This window comes from Pusillimonas sp. MFBS29 (genome assembly GCF_020687695.1).
GTDB lineage: Bacteria > Pseudomonadota > Gammaproteobacteria > Burkholderiales > Burkholderiaceae_B > Pusillimonas_C.
Genome location: NZ_JAJEWL010000013.1, coordinates 16,528 through 38,740, shown reverse-complemented (window position 1 = coordinate 38,740; position 22,213 = coordinate 16,528). Strand labels below are relative to the sequence as shown.

At 60.0% G+C, this 22,213-nt stretch carries 27 protein-coding genes; 21 read left to right on the top strand and 6 right to left on the bottom strand.

Annotation, left to right across the window (positions count from 1 at the left end; translation table 11 throughout):
- Window positions 1-163: 163 nt before the first annotated feature.
- Window positions 164-715 carry an adenine phosphoribosyltransferase gene (locus LKR43_RS15470; protein WP_227685111.1) on the bottom strand — a complete coding sequence of 184 codons (552 nt, stop codon included), beginning with the start codon at window positions 713-715 and terminating at the stop codon, window positions 164-166.
- A 205-nt stretch (window positions 716-920) separates the two neighbouring features.
- Here LKR43_RS15470 and LKR43_RS15465 point away from each other — a divergent pair, with 205 nt between their 5' ends.
- The 10 genes from LKR43_RS15465 to LKR43_RS15420 all read left to right on the top strand — a co-directional run bounded on the left by LKR43_RS15465 (window position 921) and on the right by LKR43_RS15420 (window position 8,534).
- Window positions 921-1,910 (top strand): SIS domain-containing protein, encoded by a 990-nt coding sequence (locus tag LKR43_RS15465; protein WP_227685110.1) that lies wholly within the window; start codon window positions 921-923, stop codon window positions 1,908-1,910.
- Window positions 1,907-2,512: an HAD family hydrolase gene (locus LKR43_RS15460; protein ID WP_227685117.1), complete on the top strand. Its 606-nt coding sequence runs from the start codon at window positions 1,907-1,909 to the stop codon at window positions 2,510-2,512. The genes LKR43_RS15465 and LKR43_RS15460 overlap by 4 nt, the downstream gene beginning before the upstream one ends.
- A 2-nt stretch (window positions 2,513-2,514) precedes the next feature.
- Window positions 2,515-3,138 carry an LPS export ABC transporter periplasmic protein LptC gene (gene lptC, locus LKR43_RS15455; RefSeq protein WP_227685109.1) on the top strand — a complete coding sequence of 208 codons (624 nt, stop codon included), beginning with the start codon at window positions 2,515-2,517 and terminating at the stop codon, window positions 3,136-3,138.
- Window positions 3,135-3,725 carry a lipopolysaccharide transport periplasmic protein LptA gene (lptA, locus tag LKR43_RS15450; protein ID WP_370632134.1) on the top strand — a complete coding sequence of 197 codons (591 nt, stop codon included), beginning with the start codon at window positions 3,135-3,137 and terminating at the stop codon, window positions 3,723-3,725. The genes lptC and lptA overlap by 4 nt, the downstream gene beginning before the upstream one ends.
- A 44-nt stretch (window positions 3,726-3,769) precedes the next feature.
- Entirely contained in the window at window positions 3,770-4,564 is a 795-nt protein-coding gene (gene lptB / locus LKR43_RS15445; protein ID WP_227685108.1) for an LPS export ABC transporter ATP-binding protein, read from the top strand.
- A 139-nt stretch (window positions 4,565-4,703) separates the two neighbouring features.
- Entirely contained in the window at window positions 4,704-5,033 is a 330-nt protein-coding gene (gene hpf, locus LKR43_RS15440) for a ribosome hibernation-promoting factor, HPF/YfiA family (RefSeq protein ID WP_227685107.1), read from the top strand.
- Between the two features lie 152 nt (window positions 5,034-5,185).
- Window positions 5,186-5,641 (top strand): PTS sugar transporter subunit IIA, encoded by a 456-nt coding sequence (locus tag LKR43_RS15435; protein WP_227685106.1) that lies wholly within the window; start codon window positions 5,186-5,188, stop codon window positions 5,639-5,641.
- 9 nt (window positions 5,642-5,650) lie between these two features.
- Window positions 5,651-6,580, top strand: coding sequence for an HPr(Ser) kinase/phosphatase (hprK, locus tag LKR43_RS15430; RefSeq protein ID WP_227685105.1), 930 nt, complete (start codon window positions 5,651-5,653; stop codon window positions 6,578-6,580).
- Between the two features lie 77 nt (window positions 6,581-6,657).
- Window positions 6,658-7,533 carry an RNase adapter RapZ gene (gene rapZ, locus LKR43_RS15425; RefSeq protein ID WP_227685104.1) on the top strand — a complete coding sequence of 292 codons (876 nt, stop codon included), beginning with the start codon at window positions 6,658-6,660 and terminating at the stop codon, window positions 7,531-7,533.
- Window positions 7,530-8,534: a septal ring lytic transglycosylase RlpA family protein gene (locus LKR43_RS15420; protein ID WP_370632132.1), complete on the top strand. Its 1,005-nt coding sequence runs from the start codon at window positions 7,530-7,532 to the stop codon at window positions 8,532-8,534. The genes rapZ and LKR43_RS15420 overlap by 4 nt, the downstream gene beginning before the upstream one ends.
- Window positions 8,535-8,570: 36 nt before the next feature.
- Here LKR43_RS15420 and rsmI read toward each other — a convergent pair whose 3' ends face one another.
- Window positions 8,571-9,497 (bottom strand): 16S rRNA (cytidine(1402)-2'-O)-methyltransferase, encoded by a 927-nt coding sequence (rsmI, locus tag LKR43_RS15415; RefSeq protein WP_227685103.1) that lies wholly within the window; start codon window positions 9,495-9,497, stop codon window positions 8,571-8,573.
- 47 nt (window positions 9,498-9,544) lie between these two features.
- Here rsmI and LKR43_RS15410 point away from each other — a divergent pair, with 47 nt between their 5' ends.
- From LKR43_RS15410 to LKR43_RS15385, 6 genes are all read left to right on the top strand, one after another.
- On the top strand, window positions 9,545-10,024 hold the full coding sequence (locus LKR43_RS15410) for a YraN family protein (RefSeq protein WP_227685102.1): 480 nt from the start codon (window positions 9,545-9,547) through the stop codon (window positions 10,022-10,024).
- Window positions 10,025-10,094: 70 nt separating this feature from the next.
- On the top strand, window positions 10,095-10,688 hold the full coding sequence (locus LKR43_RS15405) for a phosphoheptose isomerase (RefSeq protein WP_227685101.1): 594 nt from the start codon (window positions 10,095-10,097) through the stop codon (window positions 10,686-10,688).
- Window positions 10,688-11,395 carry a BON domain-containing protein gene (locus tag LKR43_RS15400; RefSeq protein ID WP_227685100.1) on the top strand — a complete coding sequence of 236 codons (708 nt, stop codon included), beginning with the start codon at window positions 10,688-10,690 and terminating at the stop codon, window positions 11,393-11,395. The genes LKR43_RS15405 and LKR43_RS15400 overlap by 1 nt, the downstream gene beginning before the upstream one ends.
- Window positions 11,392-11,886 (top strand): peroxiredoxin, encoded by a 495-nt coding sequence (locus LKR43_RS15395; RefSeq protein ID WP_227685099.1) that lies wholly within the window; start codon window positions 11,392-11,394, stop codon window positions 11,884-11,886. Before LKR43_RS15400 ends, LKR43_RS15395 begins: the two co-directional genes overlap by 4 nt.
- Entirely contained in the window at window positions 11,886-12,785 is a 900-nt protein-coding gene (gene argB / locus LKR43_RS15390; protein ID WP_227685098.1) for an acetylglutamate kinase, read from the top strand. Before LKR43_RS15395 ends, argB begins: the two co-directional genes overlap by 1 nt.
- The gene (locus LKR43_RS15385) at window positions 12,786-13,547 is read left to right on the top strand and encodes a pyrimidine 5'-nucleotidase (protein ID WP_227685097.1); all 762 of its coding nucleotides are present in this window, start codon (window positions 12,786-12,788) and stop codon (window positions 13,545-13,547) included.
- Here the strand turns inward: LKR43_RS15385 and LKR43_RS15380 are convergent.
- The 4 genes from LKR43_RS15380 to gpmA all read right to left on the bottom strand — a co-directional run bounded on the left by LKR43_RS15380 (window position 13,477) and on the right by gpmA (window position 18,044).
- Entirely contained in the window at window positions 13,477-14,256 is a 780-nt protein-coding gene (locus LKR43_RS15380) for a molybdopterin-synthase adenylyltransferase MoeB (RefSeq protein WP_227685096.1), read from the bottom strand. The genes LKR43_RS15385 and LKR43_RS15380 overlap by 71 nt on opposite strands.
- Window positions 14,253-15,782: a S41 family peptidase gene (locus LKR43_RS15375; RefSeq protein WP_227685095.1), complete on the bottom strand. Its 1,530-nt coding sequence runs from the start codon at window positions 15,780-15,782 to the stop codon at window positions 14,253-14,255. The genes LKR43_RS15380 and LKR43_RS15375 overlap by 4 nt, the downstream gene beginning before the upstream one ends.
- A gap of 109 nt (window positions 15,783-15,891) precedes the next feature.
- Window positions 15,892-17,292, bottom strand: a complete 1,401-nt coding sequence (locus LKR43_RS15370; RefSeq protein ID WP_227685094.1) for a murein hydrolase activator EnvC — start codon at window positions 17,290-17,292, stop codon at window positions 15,892-15,894.
- A gap of 2 nt (window positions 17,293-17,294) precedes the next feature.
- Window positions 17,295-18,044 (bottom strand): 2,3-diphosphoglycerate-dependent phosphoglycerate mutase, encoded by a 750-nt coding sequence (gene gpmA, locus LKR43_RS15365; RefSeq protein WP_227685093.1) that lies wholly within the window; start codon window positions 18,042-18,044, stop codon window positions 17,295-17,297.
- A gap of 89 nt (window positions 18,045-18,133) precedes the next feature.
- Here gpmA and LKR43_RS15360 point away from each other — a divergent pair, with 89 nt between their 5' ends.
- From LKR43_RS15360 to LKR43_RS15340, 5 genes are read left to right on the top strand one after another with little or no spacing between them, the layout of a single operon-like run.
- Entirely contained in the window at window positions 18,134-18,544 is a 411-nt protein-coding gene (locus LKR43_RS15360) for a rhodanese-like domain-containing protein (protein WP_227685092.1), read from the top strand.
- Between the two features lie 13 nt (window positions 18,545-18,557).
- Window positions 18,558-18,821 carry a glutaredoxin 3 gene (gene grxC / locus LKR43_RS15355; RefSeq protein ID WP_227685091.1) on the top strand — a complete coding sequence of 88 codons (264 nt, stop codon included), beginning with the start codon at window positions 18,558-18,560 and terminating at the stop codon, window positions 18,819-18,821.
- A gap of 36 nt (window positions 18,822-18,857) precedes the next feature.
- Window positions 18,858-19,385 carry a protein-export chaperone SecB gene (gene secB, locus LKR43_RS15350; protein WP_227685090.1) on the top strand — a complete coding sequence of 176 codons (528 nt, stop codon included), beginning with the start codon at window positions 18,858-18,860 and terminating at the stop codon, window positions 19,383-19,385.
- A 2-nt stretch (window positions 19,386-19,387) separates the two neighbouring features.
- Entirely contained in the window at window positions 19,388-20,449 is a 1,062-nt protein-coding gene (locus tag LKR43_RS15345; RefSeq protein WP_227685089.1) for an NAD(P)H-dependent glycerol-3-phosphate dehydrogenase, read from the top strand.
- 27 nt (window positions 20,450-20,476) lie between these two features.
- A complete protein-coding gene (locus tag LKR43_RS15340; RefSeq protein WP_227685114.1) occupies window positions 20,477-21,475 on the top strand; it encodes a tripartite tricarboxylate transporter substrate binding protein in 999 nt (332 codons plus the stop codon).
- Window positions 21,476-22,213 lie beyond the last annotated feature (738 nt).

Sequence of the window (22,213 nt, the reverse complement as noted above, 5' to 3'; positions counted from 1 at the left end):
CGCCTCGCCATCCCACCCTGAATCGGGAAACCCCGGCGGCAGCCGGGGTCGTAGCGCGTGAAGCCGGAGCGGCCCCACCCACACATGCCTTTCTTTAGAAAGGCGAAATATCCCAGGGGGAAAATACCGTACGTTAGAAAGAAGCCAAGCCCCGCAGCAAACCTTAAGCATCGCTCGCGTCGAAACTGCACACGGTGTAGATATCGAGCCCCGTCGCCTTCATGGCCTTGGCCCCGCCCAGATAAGGCAGATCGATAATCGCCGCAGCCTCAACCACATTCGCGCCCAAACGCTGCAACAACTTCGACGCCGCCATCATCGTGCCGCCGGTCGCGATCAGGTCATCGATCAGCAGCACACGCTGACCCGGCCGCACCGCATCAGTGTGCATCTCTACTGACGCATTGCCATATTCCAGCGAATACTCTTCCGCCACCGTCTGGAACGGCAGCTTGCCCTTCTTGCGCACCGGCACAAACCCCAGATTCAGCTCATAAGCCAGCACCGAACCCAGAATGAAACCGCGCGCATCAACACCCGCCACCAGATCCAGCCTTTGCCGCATATAACGGTAAACAAACAGATCAATCAGCACACGAAAAGAGCGCGGATCTTGCAAAACAGGCGTGATATCGCGAAAAGTCACGCCGGGCTTGGGCCAATCGGGAACGCTGCGTATCGTGTTACGTATGTAAACGGCCGGATCAATATGCATGTAAATCGCCAAACAGAAAATTCGGGGCAGCGCAGCGATAACGCCCTTGCTGCCCGCAACAGTCCAGCCACGGGCGTGGAGACATACAGGAGTTTACAGGATTGCGGCCACCCACCACAAAGCAGGCAGGACAAATCAGGATAGCCTGGACGCCATAAATCTGTAACAGTGTGGCAAGCACGCCCGCTACGTTTAAAATCCACCAATGAACCAAACACCCCCAACAGCCGAACACAGCGCACTCGCCTCGGCCCACCGCACATTTGCGACTGAAATCAGCGCCCTGCAGGCGCTGGATGCCCGCCTGAACGACTCCTTCACCCAGGCCGTGAGCATGGTGCTGGCCTGCCAGGGGCGCGTCGTCGTGACCGGCATAGGCAAATCCGGCCACATCGCCAGAAAGATTGCCGCCACCCTGGCCTCTACCGGCACACCGGCCTTCTTCATGCACGGCGCGGAAGCCATACACGGCGACCTGGGCATGCTGACCGCCCAGGATATCGTGCTGGCCCTCTCCTACTCCGGTACGGCAGCAGAACTTTTAACCGTTCTGTCGGTCGTTAAAAGAATGGGTGCACAACTGATTTCCATTACAGGCAACCCTCAGTCCGAACTGGCGCGCAGTGCCGACCTGCACCTGGATGCCCACGTTGACCAGGAAGCCTGTCCGCTGAACCTGGCCCCCACGGCCAGCACAACGGCTGCTCTGGTGCTGGGCGATGCCATCGCCGTCGCCTGTCTTGAAGCCCGTGGTTTCAGCCGCGAAGACTTCGCGCGCTCGCACCCCGGCGGCGCACTCGGACGTCGCCTGCTGACCTATGTACGCGATATCATGCGTCAGGGCGATGCCCTGCCCATAGTCCGGGCCAACACGCCTGTGCCCGAAGCCCTGGTCGAGATGTCCGCCAAAGGCATGGGCATGGCCATCGTGCTCGACGACAACAATAAGCCGGTCGGCATTTTCACCGACGGCGACCTGCGCCGGCTTATCGCCCGGCACGGTGACATCCGTCCTCTGAACGTGTCCCAGGGCATGAGCCGCGACCCCAAATCCATAGGCCCGGCCGCCCTGGCCATCGAAGCGGCGACCGACATGGACGCCGGACGTCTGAATCAAATGCTTGTCGTCGACGAGAGCGGGCTATTATTAGGCGCTTTACATATGCACGACCTGCTGGCTGCAAAAGTGATCTGAGCATGAACTTACCTAAACTTCCGCACCCCGCCGAGGCCCTGATACTGGCCAAAATCGCACCCGCCATCGTAGAGCGGGCCCGCCACGTACGCCTCATGGCCTTTGATGTCGACGGTGTACTGACCAACGGCAGCCTTTGGTACGGCGAAAACGGTGAAGTGCTGAAGTGCTTCAACGCCCTCGATGGCCACGGTCTGCGTTTGCTGGGCGAAAGCGGCATACGGGTGGCGCTGATCACCGGTCGCGAGGGCCCCGTCGTCGCGCGCCGGGCGGCCGAACTGGGTATCTCGCTGATTCGCCAGGGTGTACGCGACAAGGTCAAGGCAATTACCGAGATCGCACAGGAACAGGGTTGCACACTGGCCGAAACCGGCTACATGGGCGACGACATCATCGACATGGCCGCAATGCAGCGCGTGGGCTTCGCCGCCAGCGTGCCCAATGCACCCACCTACGTATCGCAGGTGGCGCACTGGGTTTCAAACCAGCCAGGAGGCTCGGGAGCCGTACGCGAATGCTGTGACCTGATCCTGTCTGCGCAAGGCAAGCTAAGCATATTTTTCAATCCTGCCGCCTTGCGCATGAGCGGCAGCCTGCAGTAAGCATGAAAGAACGCATCCCCGCCCTGATCGCCGTCCTGCTGCTGGTAACCCTGGTCATCGGCACATGGATGGCGGCCGAATACGCGCAACGCGCCATTCCCATTGATCCGCCGCGCCGGGTCACTCACGAGCCCGACTCCTGGGCACGCAGCTTTGTCATGGTGCGCACCGACGAAAAAGGCGTGGCCATCAACCGTCTGGAAGGCGAGCACATGCAGCACTATCCCGACGATGACTCCTACGAAATTACCCAGGCCAAGGCCATCGGCCAGCAACCCGACGCGCCCATCACTATAGCCACATCCAACACGGCCATCATGGACCAGGACGGCGAACGCATTGTGATGAAAGGCAATGCCCATGTGCATCGCAAGGCCAGTCAGGACCGCGCCGCCATGGACGTCAGCAGCGAACAGCTTATCCTGTTGCCGGACGAGGACGTCGTATATACCGACTTGCCTACCCTGGTGGTCAACGGCAACTCCACCATGAACGGCAAGGGCATGAGGTACGATAACAAGACACGGCAGCTGCAGGTATTTTCTGCCACCGATGTCAAGATATCGGGCCAGGACACCCCGGCCCGCTCATCCAACAACGCCGGCACAACAGAAGAAAAACCATGAATACACATCGCCTCCGCCCATATGCCGCATGGCTGCTTTGCACTGCAATGGCCTGCATGACGGTGCCCGCCCTGGCACAAACCGAACCTGCAGCCGAAGAACCCGACACGCTGATTCTGTCCGACACCCTGGTCTATGACGACGCAAAAAAAGAAAGCGTCTTTACCGGCAACGTCATCATGACCCGCGGCCTCATGACGCTGCGCTCCGACAAGCTCACCATGCGGGAAGACGCCGACGGCTTCCAGCATGGCACGGCAACCGTCGAGCAGGGCAAGCTGGTTCACGTGCGCCAGGAAAATCCTGAAGACTTCGAAGTGGTTGAAGCCCAGGGCCTGCGCAGCGAATATAACGGCAAGACCGAAGAGCTAGAAATGATAGGCCAGGCCGTTATCACCCGTTACGTCTGCGGCAAGCCCTTCGAGAGCATCAAGGGCGAACGCATCATTTACAAGCAAAAATCCGATACCTATCAGGCATTTGGCGGCCCCAATTCCTCCGCAGCCGGCGGAAGGGTACGTTCCCTGGCTCAACCACGCGCCAAGGTAGACAAAGCCGCGGCCGAGTGCCGTGAGAAATCCAGGTAGCCCTCTTTACAGGTCAGCCCCGGCTGGCTGGAAACGATTTATCTATGTTCCCTGACCCAAAGCCCAAGCAAGCGGACGACCGCGCCGACAGTGTCACCTCCGGAAGCCTGAAAGCGACCGGGTTGCGTAAAACCTATGGCAAACGCACCGTCGTGCACGATGTCTCGCTGTCGGTAGACAGCGGAGAAGTGGTCGGCCTGCTCGGCCCCAACGGTGCGGGCAAGACCACCAGCTTCTACATGATCGTGGGCATCATTCCCACCGACACCGGCCGGATCGAAATTGACGGCACACCCATCACCAGCATGCCCATGCACAAGCGCGCGCGCCTGGGCTTGTCTTACCTGCCCCAGGATGCCTCGGTGTTCCGGCGCCTGACCGTCGAGGAAAACATACGGGCAGTACTCGAGCTGCAGGTAGACGCCAACGGTCGGGCACTAAACTCAGCCGTCATAGGCCGGCACCTGGAATCGCTGATTGATGAGCTGCAGATCGGGCATATACGCCGCAATACCGCTATCTCGCTGTCGGGTGGCGAGCGCCGCCGTGTTGAAATCGCGCGTGCACTGGCCACACAGCCCAGATTCATCTTGCTGGACGAGCCTTTTGCGGGGGTGGACCCCATCGCCGTGATCGAAATCCAGCGCATTGTGCAATTCCTGAAAAGCCGCAATATCGGCGTTTTGATCACCGATCACAACGTGCGCGAAACCCTGGGCATCTGCGATCGCGCTTACATCATCAGCGAAGGCAAGGTGCTGACCAACGGCCATCCCAACGAGATCATCAACAATGAGGCCGTGCGCAAGGTTTATCTGGGCAAACATTTCAAGATGTGAGACCGTTTTCTTGACCTGGATCACTTGATTTACACCACATAATCTATACACTGAAATCATTACCAATTAATTAAGGAGGGCTACGTATTTAATTAACCGCGCTGACGCGCACCCTTTTTTCTTGCAAGGAGAGCCCAATATGAACCTGAGCATCACTGGTCGTCACCTCGAAGTAACACCCGCCATTCGTGAATATGTCATGAACAAAATGGCCCGGGTATCACGACATTTTGATAACGTTATCGACACACAGGTCATACTCTCGATAGACCGTCTCGAGCACACAGCAGAAGTCACCATGCGCTTGCGTGGCAAAGACATTCACTGCGAAGCCATCGACGAAAACTTGTACGCCGCCATCGATCTGCTGGCCGACAAGGTCGATCGACAGGTCATCAAGTACAAAACCAAAATGCAAAATCACGCTCACGAGCCAACAAAACGACAAGAAATGCCCGTAACCGAGTAACCCCGACCGATCCCGCCAGACTCGCAGGGTTTGCATCCCTGCCCTTATAATGCGTCTGGTCCATCGGTAACCGGCCTCAATTGCCGCCTGCAATTGAGGCCTTCGTTATGTTGGTTTAATGGGGTAGCGTCAAAGCCCATATAATGAGTGCTATGAATTTATTGTCGCGTATCTTGCCACTGTCGAATGTTGTGCTTGATCTGGCCGCCACCAGTAAAAAGCGTGCATTTGAGCAAGCTGGCCTCCTGTTCGAGAATCATCAGGGCATAGCCCGCACCGCCGTGTTTCAAAGCCTGATCGCCCGCGAGCGTCTGGGCTCGACCGCGCTGGGGCATCATGTCGCTGTGCCGCATGGGCGCATCAAAGATCTGAAAGAGCCCTGCGCCGCATTCATTCGTCTGGCCGATCCCGTGCGTTTCGACGCCTCCGACGGGCGCATGGCCAGCCTGCTGTTTATCCTGCTGGTACCCGAGAACGCCACGCAGATACACCTGGACCTGCTTGCGGAAATTGCGCGCCTGATGTCCGACGCCAGCCTGCGCCAGACACTGAATACCGAAACCGACCCGGCCGTCATACACAGGCTGCTGACCGGCACACCCGAATAAAGAGCCACCATGCTGACTATCCAGGAACTCGTCAGTGACAACGCAGACAAAATACCGTTTACCTGGGTAGCCGGCCTGAGTGCCGCGCACCGTCTGATTCCCGATCTGGGCATGTCGGGCGCCGACCTGGTGGGGCACCTGAACCTCATCCACCCCTCACGCATACAGGTTTTCGGCACGGCCGAAATGTCCTACTACACGCGTTTCGACGTCAGACGCCGCCTTCACCATCTTGAAGACCTGGTTGCTGGCGGCGTACCAGCCATCCTGCTGGCAGAAAACATGCAGGCGCCGCCCGACCTCAGCGATTTCTGCAACCAGCAGCAGATTCCCCTGCTGTCCACGTCCATAGATGCCGCCCAGCTTATCGACTTGCTGCGCATCTACCTGGGCAAGCGTCTGGCGCCCAAAACCACCGCCCACGGGGTGTTCATGGATGTTCTGGGGCTGGGCGTGCTGATTACCGGCGAGTCGGGGCTGGGCAAGAGCGAACTGGCGCTTGAACTGATTTCCCGCGGCCACGGGCTGGTGGCTGACGACGCCGTCGAACTTTCACGCACCGCCCCCAATTTCATCGAAGGGCAATGTCCACCCTTGCTGCAGAACCTGCTCGAAGTTCGTGGCCTGGGGCTGCTCGACATACGCACCATTTTCGGGGAAACCTCGGTGCGTCGGAAAATGAAACTCAAGCTGCTGGTGCAGCTGGTACGTTCAACCCCCGAATCGTTCGAACGGCTTCCGGTTCAGGACCAGACCGAGGATATCCTGGGGATCCCGATCAAACGCGTCATGCTGCAGGTTGCCGCAGGCCGAAACCTGGCCGTGCTGGTCGAGGCTGCAGTGCGCAACACCATACTGACCCTGCGTGGCATAGACACCATGGGCGAATTCATCGAACGGCAAGCGCTGGCCATCATGGAAAGCAGCCGTCAGGATTAACACCTGCTGGTACTATAAGGGCCTGATCGCATATCATGCGTGCAGGCCTGAGCCACTATCCGCAGGATCCCTCAGTTATGTTCAATATCGTTCTCATTACAGGCATTTCCGGATCAGGTAAATCCGTTGCCCTGCGCTTGCTCGAAGACGCCGGCTACACCTGCGTCGACAACCTGCCGGTGCGCTTTTTGCACGAATTCATTGCCAGCACGCGTGAAGCCAAGCTTGAACGTGTTGCTGTAGCCATAGACGTACGTTCGCAAGGCGAGCTTACCGATCTGCCCGACGTCATTACCGGCCTGCGCGCCATGGGTACGGCATTCCGGGTAATATTTCTCGACGCCAACGACCACACGCTCCAGCAGCGCTATTCGGAATCACGGCGCCGCCACCCGCTCACAGACCGGCTGCAGCGCGACGGCAAGTCGCCTTCGCTGCAAGAATGCATAGACATGGAAAGAGAGCTGCTGGCACCCATGCGCGAGCAAGAGCATGTGATCGACACGTCCGATCTGACACCGGGTCAGCTGCGTGCCTGGGTACGCGACCTCATCCAGGCCGACCGGGCGCCGGTCGTGCTGACCTTTGAATCGTTTGCGTACAAGCGCGGTGTGCCGGGCGATGCCGACCTGGTCTTCGACGTGCGCTGTCTGCCCAACCCTCATTACGACAGCGAGCTGCGCGAACTGACCGGGCGCGATGCCCCGGTGGCCAAATGGCTGGCGCAGTTCGGCAGCGTCGAGACCATGATAGAAGACATTTCCGGCTTCATCAGGCGCTGGCTGCCACTGTACATGCAGGACACCCGCAACTACCTGACCGTAGCCGTAGGCTGCACCGGCGGCAAGCACCGTTCCGTTTATGTCATCGAACAACTGGCACTGCGCTTTGCCGATCACTCGCCACTACTGGTGCGCCACCGCAACCAGCCACCACCACCCGACATCCCATGACACGCATGCGCTCTGCACTCTGGCTGCTGCTGGGCGCCGGCCTGCTCGTACTGGCCGGGTGCTCGGGCCCTGGCGGTGGCTCGACCAGCACCAGCAGTAAAGGCGGCTACTACAAGGATGACGGGCCCGGCAGCGATATTCCCGACAACATTGCCGCCATACCCGATGCCGTACCGCGCATAGAGAAACACGCCAGGGCCAACTTCCGCCCTTATGTCGTCTTTGGCAAGCGCTACGTGCCGGTCAGCGACGAAAAGCCTTTTCGCCAGCAAGGCACGGCGTCCTGGTACGGACGCAAATTCCATGGCAACAAAACAGCCAACGGCGAAGTCTACGACATGTACGCCATGACGGCGGCGCACCCCACCTTGCCGCTGCCCAGCTATGCCCGCGTCACCCATGCATCCAACGGCAAGAATGTCATTGTGCGCATCAATGATCGCGGCCCTTTTCACAGCAAGCGCATCATAGACTTGTCTTATGTTGCCGCAGCCAAACTCGGCCTTATAGGCCCGGGCAGCGGACAGGTGATCGTCGAGGCCATCACGAACCAGGACATCCGCGACGGCAACTTCGGGCCGCCTCCCCGACCCAAACCTGTTCCGGTGGCACCGCCTGCGCCAGCGCCCTTGCTGGTCGCCGCCACGCAAACCGCAGCACCGCACCCGGCCCCAGCCACACCCGACGCGCTGGCCGCGCTGCAGCACCAGGAAGCCCCGATCAGCACGTCTGCTGTCCACACCCCTGCACCGCCAGCCGACCAGATCTATCTGCAATTTGCCGCGTTCTCGGCAGCAGGCACCGCCGAAGACCTTGCACAGGAACTTGGCGCTCAAATCAAACACGTGGAAACCCGGCCGGTTCATGTTCAGGCCTCGAGTGACCTATACCGGGTGCGCGTAGGCCCTTATCCCTCGCGCACGGCAGCGGTAAACGCCGCCGTACGGATAGAACAGGAAACGGGGCAGCCATCCGCACTCACCGTGGGGCACCCCCAGTAGACGCAGGGCTGGCTACCGCTGCGCCGCTTCCTGCCGCTAGCCTTTGCGCGCCAGCGCCAGCGCGTACAGCACATCGCGCTGCACACCCGACACCTTGGCCGCCACCCTTGCTGCATCACGCAGCGACATATGCTCAAGCAAGGCATCCAGCAAGACGACTGCGGCGGGATCGACATCATCGCCGGCCGCTGCCTCCTCGGCCTCGTGCACGATCAGCACGAACTCTCCCTGACCATGGTGGGCATCCTGCGCCAGCCAGTCGGCTGCACCGGCCAGGCTGACGGTATGCACCTGCTCGAAGCGCTTGGTCAGCTCACGGGCGAAGGTCAGTTGACGCTCAGGGCCACAAACCTGCAGAAGATCCCGGACAGCAGCCGACAGGCGATGGGGCGACTCGAACATCACGACAGGCGCGGGTATCGCACACCACTGCCTGAGCCATTTTTGCCGCGCAGCCGACTTGGCAGGCATAAAGCCGGCAAAGACAAACGCCGGATTTTCATCAGAGGTGACGCCACTGGCCATCAGCGCAGCGATAACTGCGCTGGCGCCGGGGATGGGAATGACGTTATAGCCCGCCTGGCGTGCAGCACGCACGATGCGCGCCCCCGGATCGCTCACGGCCGGTGCACCGGCATCGGACACCAGAGCCACGCGCTCTCCGGCCGCCAGCCGCTCGATAATCGCCTGAGCGGCCGCAGCCTCGTTGTGACGGTGGGCAGCCATCAGTGGTGTTGATACGCCCCAGGCATCAAGCAAGGCACGGCTTGCCCGCGTGTCTTCGGCAGCAATGACATCGCAACGCCCCAGCGCCTGCCAGGCCCGCAGGCTCAGGTCACCCAGATTGCCTATGGGGGTGGCGATCACATACAGGCTGGCTTCCGGCCAATGCTGTCCTTCGACACGCTCGGTGAGACGTTTCCATGTCGCTTCGGAGTCTGAAAAATCGCGCATCTCGCTCATACTTGAAAAATAGACCTTTTGTTTTAATAAGACCGGGAGCTTGAACCATGGACAGCCAGGCCCTGCCCTACCAGTTAGCCCGCGTCGCGCAGCGGCAAGCCCTGCGCGCCCGTCGTCGCAAAAACACCATTGCGCCCCGCTCCGGCGCGGCAGGCCAGACCGTGCTGTCACCGACCCAGCGCACCGGACGCGAAGCCGAAGAGCGGGCCTGCCGCTACCTGCAAGACCAGGGCCTGATCGTACTGGGCTGCAATCTGCGCAGCAAAACCGGCGAGCTTGACCTGGTTGCCAACGACCACGGGGTGCTGGCCTTCATAGAAGTACGCCACCGCGGCCGTCTGGATTATGGTGGAGCTGCCGCCAGTGTAAACCGCAGCAAGCAGCAGCGCCTGATCAAAACCGCCAGATTCTTCCTGCCCGCCTTGGTCAAACGCTACTTCAACGGCTGCATGCCCGCCTGCCGTTTCGACGTCATCAGCGTAGAGCCGGCCGGATTGACCTGGATACGCGGCGCGTTCAGTGAATAGAGTCCGGCAAGACACGCGCTGTAATCGATTGCCATAAATTTTTGTGCGTGGTCATGAGATAATCATGATCATGGACATGACTTCTCTCATGGCATCGCACTTCGACGATGCAATCGACACATTCAAGACCAGCTCGCGCGAACTGGCCCAACCCTTGTCGGCGGCCGTAGACCTGCTGTTCGGCGCACTGGCCAACAACGGGAAAATCCTTGCTTGCGGCAACGGTGGCTCCGCCGCCGATGCCCAGCATTTCATTGCCGAGCTCGTAGGTCGTTTTGAACGGGATCGCCTGCCTCTGGCGGGCATTGCGCTCAATACCGACACCTCCATCCTGACTGCAGTCGGCAACGACTACGGCTTCGACGCCATCTTCGAGCGTCAGGTCAGCGCCCTGGGTCAACCCGGTGACATACTGGTTGCCATTTCGACCAGCGGGAACTCCGCAAACGTTATCCGGTCTATTGAAGCAGCCCACGACCGCGAAATGCAGGTCATCGCCCTGACTGGCAAGGGTGGCGGCCAGATCGGTGAATTCCTTACTGATGCCGACATCCACCTGTGCGTTCCACACGACAGGACCATGCGTATCCAGGAAGTACACATCGTTCTGCTGCACGCCCTTTGCGACGGCATCGACGCCCTACTACTCGGAGACAATCTGTAATGCCCATCAAGTTCCATTCGCAACGCATCATGCTCGCCGGCCTGGCACTGACTACTCTCACCACGCTCGCCGGCTGCGGCGCCCTGGTCGTGGGTGGGGCAGCCGCCACCACCGCCGCGGTCGCCACCGACCGGCGCACTACTGGCGAACAAGTCGAAGACCAAGCGATAGAACTGAAAGCCGGCGCTGAAATGCGCAGATTGTTCAATGAAGACCAGGCCCGTGTAAACGCCACATCGTATGCCGGCCTGTTGTTGCTGACCGGCGATGTACCCACCGAGCAAGACAAGCAAAAAGCCGGCACCGCTGCCGAAGGCATCGAGAAGGTCAAGCGAGTCGTCAATCAGCTGCGTGTGGGCGACATCACTCCCATCAGCGTGCGCACCAACGACACCTGGCTCACCTCCAAGGTCAAGACAGCCCTGATCAATACCAAGGAAGTACCCAGCCGCACCATCAACGTCTCGACCGAGCGCGGCATCGTATACCTCATGGGCAAAGTCACCGCTCCCGAAGGCGAACGGGCCGGCAAAGTAGCTGCCGGAATCACTGGCGTGAACAAAGTAGTAAAATTGTTCCAGATCGTGTCACCCGAAAGCATTGCCGCAGCACAATCGCCGGCTCCCGTCGACGATGCCAGCGCAAGCGCAACCAGTACGCCAGACAGCAATGCGTCCAATGGCGTAGAAGTCATGCCTGTCCAATGAAAAAACTAGTTATCGGCCTTGTGGCCATCGTCGCCTTGGCCGGAGTCGGCATCTGGCAATTTGCCGGTTCCGCCAAAACCGCCCCCGACGTCACCTTTACCTCGCTGACCGGCGAGAAAACCACCATGCAAGACTTGCGCGGCAAAGTCGTGCTGGTCAAGTTCTGGGCTACCAGCTGCGTAACCTGTATTGCGCAAATGCCCGACACCATCCAGCATTACAACGACCTGTCCGAAAAAGGTTTTGACACCATTGCAGTGGCCATGCAGTACGATCCGGCCAATTACGTCAAGAACTTTGCCGAAACGCGCAAGCTGCCCTTTACGGTAGCCATCGACGCGCAAGGCGAAATCGCCAAGGCCTTTGGCGATGTAAAACTCACACCCACCGCTTTCCTTATCGACAAGCAGGGTCACATCATCAAGCGCTATCTTGGCAATTACGACAAGCAAGCATTCCTGAGCACCGTCAACAAGGCATTGGCCAGCTAATGAGTTCACCCGACCAGCCCTCCAGCTACTCCTCCACTGTAAAAGCCGATGTGCTGGCCGAGGCCCTGCCCTATATCCGGCGCTTCCACGGCAAGACCGTCGTCATCAAATACGGCGGCAACGCCATGACCGAAGAAGAGCTGCAGCGCAGCTTTGCCCACGACGTCGTCCTGCTCAAGCTGGTGGGCCTGAATCCCGTCGTGGTGCACGGCGGAGGCCCTCAGATCAATGCCGCACTCAAACGCATAGGCAAGGAAGGCACCTTCGTACAGGGCATGCGCATCACCGACGCCGAAACCATGGAAGTCGTTGAGTGGGTGCTGGGTGGCCAGGTACAGCAAGACATCGTCATGATGATCAACGAAGCCGGCGGCAAGGCCGTGGGCCTGACCGGCAAAGACGGCTGCCTGATCCAGACGCGCAAGAAAATGCTGGCCGACAACGACAATCCCGGGCAATGGCTCGATATCGGCTATGTCGGCGATATCACCCGCATTGAACCGGCTGTCGTCAAGGCGCTGCAAGACGACCAGTTCATCCCGGTCATCTCCTCCATAGGCTATGGCGAAGACGGCCGCGCCTACAACATCAACGCCGACGTCGTGGCAGGCAAGATGGCCGAGGTCCTGGGCGCCGAAAAACTGGTCATGATGACCAACACCCCCGGCGTACTCGACAAGAACGGCGACCTGCTGCGCAGCCTTTCAGCCCAGACCATCGACGAACTCTTCAAAGACGGTACGATCTCGGGCGGCATGCTGCCCAAGATTTCATCGGCACTTGATGCAGCCCGCAACGGCGTCACTTCCGTACATGTCGTCGACGGTCGCGTACCACACTGCCTGCTGCTTGAAATCCTGACAGACCAGGGTGTGGGAACCATGATCAGCTCGCACTGAATGCGGCGGCCAGCGGCCCCGGTGGCCGCCCCTTATCCCCGACGCCCGGGCAGCCGTGCCCAGGCCCGGGAAACCGTGTGGTTGTTCGACCTGGACAACACCCTGCATGATTGCTCCAAAGGCATATTCAATGCCATAGACGGAGCCATGGGCCGCGCCGTTGCCTCCACCCTTGCCATCGAAGCCGAAGCCGCAGACGTTCTACGCAAAACTTACTGGCAGCGCTATGGCGCCACAGTCATAGGCATGGTGCGCCACCATGGCGTAGATGCCCGCCGCTTCCTGGCGCTCAGCCACGACTTCCCCATAGCACCGCTGGTGCACGCCGAAACGGGGTTGGGACGCAAGCTGAAACGGCTCAAGGGACGCAAGATACTGCTGACCAACGCCCCCCTGTTTTATGCCCGTGAAGTGCTCAACACCCTGGGCATACTGCATCACTTCGAGTACATCTGGGGTATAGACCAGATGACCCTGCAGGGACGCATGCGTCCCAAGCCCTCACTGGCCCTGATGCGGCAGGTACTGACCCGCCTGGCAGTGCCTGCAAGTCAGGTCGTGCTGGTGGAAGACACCTTGCGCAATCTGAAAGGCGCACGCCAGATCGGCATGCGTACCGTGCATGTCTTTCATCCCGAAACTCCGTTTTCGTCCACCCACCGTGGTCGCAGCCACTACGTGGACTTGCGCGTTAATTCGGTAGGTCAGCTGCTGGCTGGCCGCCGCGCCCTGCACAGACCAGGCAATCGGGATCACGTCTGAAACGCAGGGTTTGCCACTGCATCTCCAGGGCATCCAGACACAGCATGCGCCCCACCAATGGGTCACCCATGCCCGTCAGCAGCTTGATGGCCTCGGCCGCCTGCGTGCTGCCGACCATGCCCACCAGCGGGGCAAGCACCCCTGTCGTGGCGCAGCGCAACTCTTCGGCATCATCGGCCTCAGGAAACAGACAGTGGTAGCAGGGCGCATCGCTCTGGCGCAGGTCAAATACACTGATCTGACCGGAAAACCTGATGGCAGCCCCCGACACCAGCGGCTTGCGATGCCTGACGCAGGCGCGGTTCACTGCATGGCGGGTTGCAAAGTTATCGCAGCAGTCGAGCACAAGGTCGGCCTGCGCCACTTGTTCGTCCAGGGCTGCATCGTCGAGCCGTTGAATCAGCGGCTCGACCTTTACATGAGGATTCAGGGCCTGCAGCATATGCTGGCCCGACCTGGCCTTGGGCCAGCCTATGCGGTCGGTGGTGTGCAGGATTTGCCGCTGCAGATTGCTCAGTTCGACCTCGTCATCGTCGGCCAGCACCAGGTGGCCCACGCCGGACGCAGCCAGATAGCATGCCGCCGGAGAGCCCAGGCCTCCGGCACCTACTATCAGCACCCGTGCAGCCTGCAGCCGCTCTTGTCCTTCTATGCCAAACTCATCCAGCAGTATATGCCGGGCATAGCGCAACAGCTGTTCGTCGTTCATTGCTGTACCGGTACGACTCCGTCGGGGGTGATGCGGAAGCGTTGAACGTTTGGATCAGCGCGTTTCACTGGACTTTTTTTTTCAGCGTCGGGCTGCTCGTTGTTTTTAGCCTGGGCCTTGTCTTCCTGGGCTGCCGGCTTGTCGGCCTTGGCCACCAGACCGGGGTCATTCTTCTTGACCGGACGGCCTTCCAGGAAGTTGATGGCTTGCTTGAGCTGGTAGTCGTCGTCGCCGCCAAATTCAAACATCTTGGGCTGATCCTTGCGCTCTTCTTCCTGCGGCTTCTCGGCTTCGGTTTCCTCGAAGTTGCTGTTCAGCAGGTGACGCTGCAGGTCGACCTCGCGAGGCAGACGGAACAGACTGCCCTGCGCGGTATCGTCGACTTCGATATCGGGCTCGACACCGGTGACCTGTATGGAACGACCCTTGGGTGTGTAGTACAGCGCGGTGGTCAGCTTGATGCCGGTATCTTCGCTTAGCGGCAATACGCTTTGCACCGAGCCCTTGCCGAAGGTACGGGTGCCAATGATTTTGGCGCGACCGTAATCCTGCAGGGCACCGGCCACGATTTCAGAGGCCGATGCCGAGCCGACGTTGACCAGGACTACCATGGGTACGGTTCTGGCCCAGGCGGCAACCCTGGAGGGATCAGGACCGTCGTCGCTGCCCAGGAAGCTCTGCATGTAGCCAGCCTGCCTGGAGAAGTATTCGCGGTTGGAAGACGGGATGCGGCCCTTTGTGGATACGACCAGAACATCGGGTTTAAGGAAAGCCGACGACACTCCGATCGCGCCTTCAAGCAAGCCGCCCGGATCGTTGCGAAGATCAAGGATGAGCGCTTTGGGCGCACCCTTGCCACCCAGCTCGCTGAGCTGGCGACCAAGATCTTCAACAGTGCGTTCCTGGAACTGGGCAATACGCACATAGGCAATATTGCCATCGAGCAACTTGCTGCGTACGCTGCGCACCTTGATCAGGTCGCGCACGATGTGAACCACAACCGGCTTGTCGTTGTCCTGGCGCTTGATGGTCAGCACAATGGGTGTTTTCGGTTCGCCGCGCATCAGCTTGATGGCTTCGCTAAGCGTCATGCCCTTGGTGGGCTTGCCATCGATGTGGGTGATGAGGTCGCCTGCAAGAATGCCGGCACGCGCCGCAGGTGTGTCTTCTATGGGTGAAATCACCTTGGGCATACCGTCTTCACTGCCGATTTCTATACCCAGGCCACCGAAGCCGCCCTGCGTGACAGCTTCCATTTCCTTGAATGCTTCGGCATCAAGATAGGTGGAGTGCGGGTCAAGATCGGTGAACAGACCCTTGATGGCATCGTTAACGAGCTTTTCGTCTGTGACGGGTTCGACGTAGCTGCTTTTGATGGCGGCAAATACATTGGCAAACTGCTGCAGCTCTTTGAGAGGCAGTGGCTCACCGCGCTGTGCGGCTGCCGTAATGCCCAGGCTGACCAGCACGCCCCCCAGTGCACCCACCAATATCAAACCCAAACCGCCTAGCCTGCGAGTGCTCATGCACATTCCCGAAGTAATTTAAATAAACCGGATGCGCCTGCTGCTGCGAATGAAAGACAACCCGCGTCTGTTGGCAGGACTTGCGCATCACGCCCAAATAGTAACGAAATTACTGCTTTAACCATAGCAGGGGATTCACGGGGACACCCTGATGCCTGATTTCAAAGTATAGGCCCGACTCGACCTGCCCGCCTGTGGCCCCCACTGTGGCGATGGTATCGCCCTCTGCCACAATGTCGCCCACACGCTTGAGCAAACTCTGATTGTAAGCATACACGCTTAAGTATTTGGCACCATGGTCAACAATCATGATGTTGCCGAAACCACTCAACCAGCTGGCATATACCACCCGACCGCCGGCAATGGCCCGGATGGCGCGGCCCTCCGGCGCCTGAAGCACAATACCACGCCACAGCCCGCCGTCAGGTCGCTCGGCGCCAAAGCGGCCAAGGGTACCGGTACTGTTCACGGGATAGGGCGCGCCCTTGCGCAAGCCCTTGAAGCCTCCGGCAGGCTCGACACGCACAGGTGTGGCTTTGCGTGCAGCCGCTTCCGCCCTGGCTGCAGCGAGCTCCTGTGCACGGGCTTTTTCCCTGGCCTGCTCGACCTGCAGACGTACCTGCTCGGCCTCCTGGCGCTCGCGCTCATTCCTGGCCTGTTGTGCAGCCAAAGCCGCCTGGCGGGCCTGTTCTTTGCGGGCGGCCTCGGCACGCCGCTTTTCCTCTGCCAGACGGGCCGCCTCAGCGCGCCGTTTTTCTTCAGCAATACGGGCAGCTTCGCGCTGCTTCTCGATGGCCTCTTCCAGGCCAGTGATCAGCCTGCCCAGACGCTCATCATTCCGCTTGAGCTCGGCCGCCTGGTTGCGCTGCGCCTTCAGCTCGGACTCTATGCGTTCCAATACCTGCAGGCGCTCGGCTTTTTGCTCTTCCAGAGCGGCTTTTTCTTCTTCGGTGTCTTGCGCCAGCTGCGCCAGCTCGCGCGTATGTGCCTGCGAGCTGGCCTGCAGCCTGGCCAGCTCATCAAGCGCCTGCCTGACGGCAACCACCGCATCGGCCTGCGCCTGTGTGATGTAACCCAGATAGCTCAGGTCACGCCCGATCTCCTGGGGATTATTACCGGACAGCAGTGCCGTCCAGGGTGACAGCCCACCCGCGTACTGGGCCCGCATCTGCTCGCCCAGTTCGTGCTGACGCAGCTTCAACTGCTCTTGCTGCCGCACGGTCTGGCTTTCAATATCCTGCAGTTCCAGCCTGGCCTCGCGCTGACGCTCGGCCAGTTCCGCCAAGCGACGATTGCTGGCCGAAATGGCCGTTTCAGAGGCCTTGAGCTGGTTGGCGGCATCGCGGCGTGACGACGTGCTGCGATCAATTTCTTCTTGCAGATCGGCAATGCGCGCCCGCATCTGCGCCTGCTCTTCGCGCGCCGCCGCCTGCTTTTGCGTCAGCGTCGGTTCTGCGCCGCAGGCCAGTCCCGCCCACAACAACAACGCACAGCCCAACGCACGCCGCATGTTTATTTCCTTGCCTTGCCCTGATTGGCCACGGCAGCCATTGCCGCTTCAATTTCCGCCGCATCACCCAGATAGTAATGACGCAAGGGACGCAGGTCGTCGTCGAGCTCGTACACCAGCGGTTGGCCCGTAGGGATATTCAGGTGCACGATGTCTTCGTCGGAAATACCGTCAAGGTGCTTGATCAACGCGCGCAGGCTGTTGCCGTGCGCCGCAACCAGCACACGCCGCCCGGCCCGGATGGCCGGCGCAATCGATTCATTCCAGAAAGGCAACACGCGCGCCACCGTATCCTTCAGGCATTCGGTAGCCGGCAGATTGTCGGCGGCGATCCTGGCGTAACGGCGGTCAAAGCGCGGATGGCGCGGGTCGTCGATATCGAGCGGATTGGGCGCAATGGCGTAGGCACGGCGCCAGACCAATACCTGCTCGTCTCCGTATTTTTCAGCGGTTTCGGCCTTGTTCAGCCCCTGCAGCGCCCCGTAATGGCGCTCATTCAGGCGCCAGCTCAGCCCGGTAGGCGTATGCATGGCGTCCATCGCATCGAGCGCAATCCAGAGCGTACGTATGGCACGCTTCAGGACTGAGGTATAGGCCAGATCAAACTCGAAGCCTTTTTCCTTGAGCAGCTTGCCGGCCTGAAAGGCCTGCTCGCGTCCGGTATCGGTCAGATCGACATCTGTCCAGCCGGTAAAGCGGTTTTCCAGATTCCATTGGCTCTCGCCGTGACGCATCAGAACAAGTTTATGCATGATAAAAATCGCCCAAAAGTTGAAATTCGCCGTCCATTTTATAATCCCCGGATTCCGCCTTTTTTTCAAAGGCCTTTTCGGGATGTAACGTGGACTTTTTTCTAGACCAAAACAATCTGATTTTCCTGTTCGTCGCCATCGCATCGGGGGTCATGCTGGCCTTGCCCAACCTGCTCAAGGGCGGCAGCAAGACGGTAACCGTGCAAGAGGCTGTACAACTGGCCAACCAAAAGCAAGGCTTGTTCCTGGATGTACGCAGCAGCGACGCATTCAAAACCGGCAGCATACCCCAGGCACGCAATCTGCCTGCAGCCGATCTTCAGGCTAAACTGGGTTCTTTGCCCAAAGACAAGCCCATCATTGTAGTTTGCGATCGCGGCCGCGACTCGGCACGCGTGGCAGGTACATTGCGCAAGCAGGGCTACGATCAGGTCGTCAGCCTGAACGAAGGCCTGTCCGGATGGGCTCAGAGCGGCATGCCGCTATCGAAAAAGCAATGATCCAAAGGTGACTATGGCTACCGTAACAATGTATAGCACTGGCGTGTGCCCCTACTGCGTGCGCGCCGAAATGCTGCTCAAGCAGCGTGGTGTAACCGAAATTCAGAAGATACGCATCGACCAGGACCCCCAGCAGCGCGCCATCATGATGGAACGTACTGGCCGGCGCACCGTGCCGCAAATCTACATAGGCGAGACCCATGTAGGCGGCTATGATGATCTGGCAGCACTGGACCGGGCCGACGGCCTGATTCCCTTGCTCAATGCCGAAGCCTGAAAGGCCTCGGTTCAACCCTATTTTTTGGAAAATTAAATGTCCGAACAGAAGCAGAACAATCAGGAAGCACAAGCCAGCCAGGACCCCAGCTTCAGCCTGCAGCGCACTTACGTCAAGGATTTGTCGCTGGAAATGCCCAACGCACCGCAAATCTTCCTGGAACAGGAAGCCCCGTCGGTTGAAGTTTCCCTGAACGTGGGTGGCCAGCGCCTGGCCGACACCGTATACGAAGCCACCGTGACCGCAACCGTTACCACACGCATCCAGGACAAGGTCCTGTACCTGGTGGAAGCCACTCAGGCCGGCATCTTCGAAGCAGCCAACATTCCTGCTGAACAACTCGACCCCCTGCTGGGCATCGTCTGCCCGACCATGCTGTACCCCTACTTGCGCGCCAACGTTGCCGACGCCATCAATCGCACCTCGCTGCCTGCCCTGCACCTGGCGGAAGTCAACTTCCAGGCCATGTACGAGCAACGCATCGCCGAACTGGCCCAGCAACAGCAGCAAGCCGGCAAAGACGACTCCGGCATCATCCTGCCTCCTGGCGCTACACGCCAGTAAGCATGAACAGCCAGCCGCGTCCACGTGTTTCGGTGCTGGGCGCCGGCAGCTGGGGCACCGCATTGGCGGTACTGGCCACAACGCGGGCCGATACCCTGCTATGGGCCCGCAATCCCGAGCTTGCCCGCACCATATCGCGCGATCACGCCAACCCGCGTTACCTCCCCGATACAGCCCTGCCTGCCGCATTGCAGGCCACGGCTGATTTTCAGCAAGCAATCAATCATGCCTGCAGTGCCGAAGACGACAATGCGCTGATCATTCTGGGTGTACCCGTGGTCGGGCTGTCTGGCCTTTGCAGCGCGCTTGCCCAGGCCCTGTCCCAGACACCCCCTCGCGGGAAACTCAGCATAGTCTGGACCTGCAAGGGCTTCCAGCCAGACACCGGGCAACTTCCCCAACAAATCGCCATGCAGGCATTCAAAGCCTTGCCAGAACTTGGCCTGGGCGTGCTGTCGGGTCCGTCATTTGCCCGCGAAGTCGCGCAAGGCCTGCCTGTTGCCCTGACTGTCGCCACAGCACACGACTGGACAGCACGAGCCACCATCACCGCCCTGCACGGCACCAATGCGCGCATCTACACCAGCACCGATATCGTCGGTGTCGAAGTGGGTGGTGCGCTCAAAAACGTCATGGCCATCGCCTGCGGCATTTCAGACGGCCTTGCATTGGGCACCAACGCAAGGGCCGCATTGATCACGCGCGGCCTGGCTGAAATGCAAAGACTGGGACTGGCATTGGGCGGACAAGCGCCCACCTTCGCCGGCCTGACCGGACTGGGCGATCTGGTGCTGACAGCAACCGGCGACCTGTCAAGAAACCGGCAAGTAGGCATAGCCATTGCCCAGGGCAAAAAGCTGGACGACATCCTGGCCGGCGGCCTGACCGCCGAAGGGGTCCGCTGCGCACGCGCCGCGCTCACCCTGGGTCGTCAGCACAGCGTCTCGCTGCCGATTACCGAGGCCGTGTGCAAAGTCCTGTTCGACGGCATGGCCCCCATGCAGGCCGTTTCGGGCTTGCTGGCACGCGATGCCGGCCCTGAATCGCCTTCGGTTTACCTTTAATAATATTTTCTGCTCAAGGAATACATGATGACTGGTCCATCCATCTCACGCCGACGCCTGCACGTATCCGCCCTGGCGCTCGCCTGCGCGACAGCCTTTGGTTTTTCGTCTGCGGCACACGCGGCATGGCCCGAGAAGCCCATTCAGATGATCGTGCCCTTCCCGGCCGGATCCTCACCCGACATTCTGGCGCGCGCGATCGCAGAGCCACTGGCCAAGGATCTGGGTCAACCCGTGGTCATCGACAACAAGCCGGGTGCAGGCGGCAATATAGGTACCCGCGCAGCCAGCAAGGCCAAGCCCGACGGCTACACCATGCTTCTGACCATCAACGGTCCCATGGTTACTGCACCGGCGCTGTACAAGAAAACACTGGGCTACGACCCCCTGACGGATCTGGCTCCTATCTCGTTGGTAGGCACCAGCCCCAACGTGCTGGTGGTTCCTCAAGGCTTCGAAGCCAAAAATGTGCAGGAGTTCGTCAGCCTGGCCAAGGCCAAGCCCGGCGAACTGAACTATGGCACGGTCGGCCCCGGCAGTTCTTCGCACCTGGGCATGGCTATGCTCGAGCATGAGGCAGACATCAGCCTGCAGCAGATTCCTTACTCTGGTTTCCCGCAGGTCATCACGTCGATCATGAACAACGATGTGCAGGCCGGCTTCATGGTGCCCGGCATCGCGATGGCACAGGTGAAGGCAGGCAAGGTACGCGCGCTGGCCATCACCAGTCTGGAACCCAGCGATGTGCTGCCCGGCATTCCGACGATGGCGTCGCAGGGCTATCCTGGCTTTGAGTCTATTTCCTGGGACGCGATCTTTGTACCTGCCGGTACGCCTGACGATATCGTGAAGCAGCTGAATGATTCGATCACGAAGATTCTGGCGCTCGATGATGTGAAGCAGAAGATGGCGACTTTATATTTCACGCCGGCGCCGTCTACGCCGGAAGGATTGACGGAGTTGGTGGTGAATGAGAAGAAGCGCTGGGAAGAGGTCATCAACCGGCTGAATCTGTCGCTGGATTGATGGGGGCGGATGGCTGCCGGTAGGTGATCGGCAGCCTATACGGGGCTATCGGTGTTTATTGCGCCGTTCTTACACAAGGTATTTCCCCTGGGATATTTCGCCTTTCTAAAGAAAGGCATGTGTGGGTGGGGCCGCTCCGGCTTCATGCGCTACGACCCCGTCTGCGCCGGGGTTTCCCGATTCAGGATGGGATGGCGAGGCGTTCGCGGAACTCGCCCGTATGGGCAGCCACTGGCTGCCCATAAACGCCGGGCTCGAACAGCCGCGAACTTGCCTCCTCGCCATCCCACCCTGAATCGGCGTGCGCGAGGCGCCTGCGCAGCCCCACCCACACATGCCTTTTTAGAATGGTGAATATTCGGGGCGGCGTGGCCACGGGGTTTGCCCAGGGCTGCTCAGTTGGCCACATGCATGGGCGTGCATGGCATTGATTTCTGGAGCAGCCTATCGACAGCCTATCGATTTATCTGGCGGTCAGCATTCAGCAACAACCAGACGCCTGCCATACACATCAACGGGGCTGGTATGCCCCGGATTTCATTGGCCCGGTTTAGCCAGGTGTGCGGGGTAGAGCGACGTTGAGCAAGCCGCAGGCATGGGCTTCGGGCGGGGGCCAAAGGACGCGCTGTCTGAGCCGGAAGCGGGCCGGCGGACCGCGCCCCGGCGAGTTCGCGTCCGACCCCGCGCGAAGCCCATGACAAGGGAACCCGCCATCGGCGGGCGCAGCGATAGGAGCGG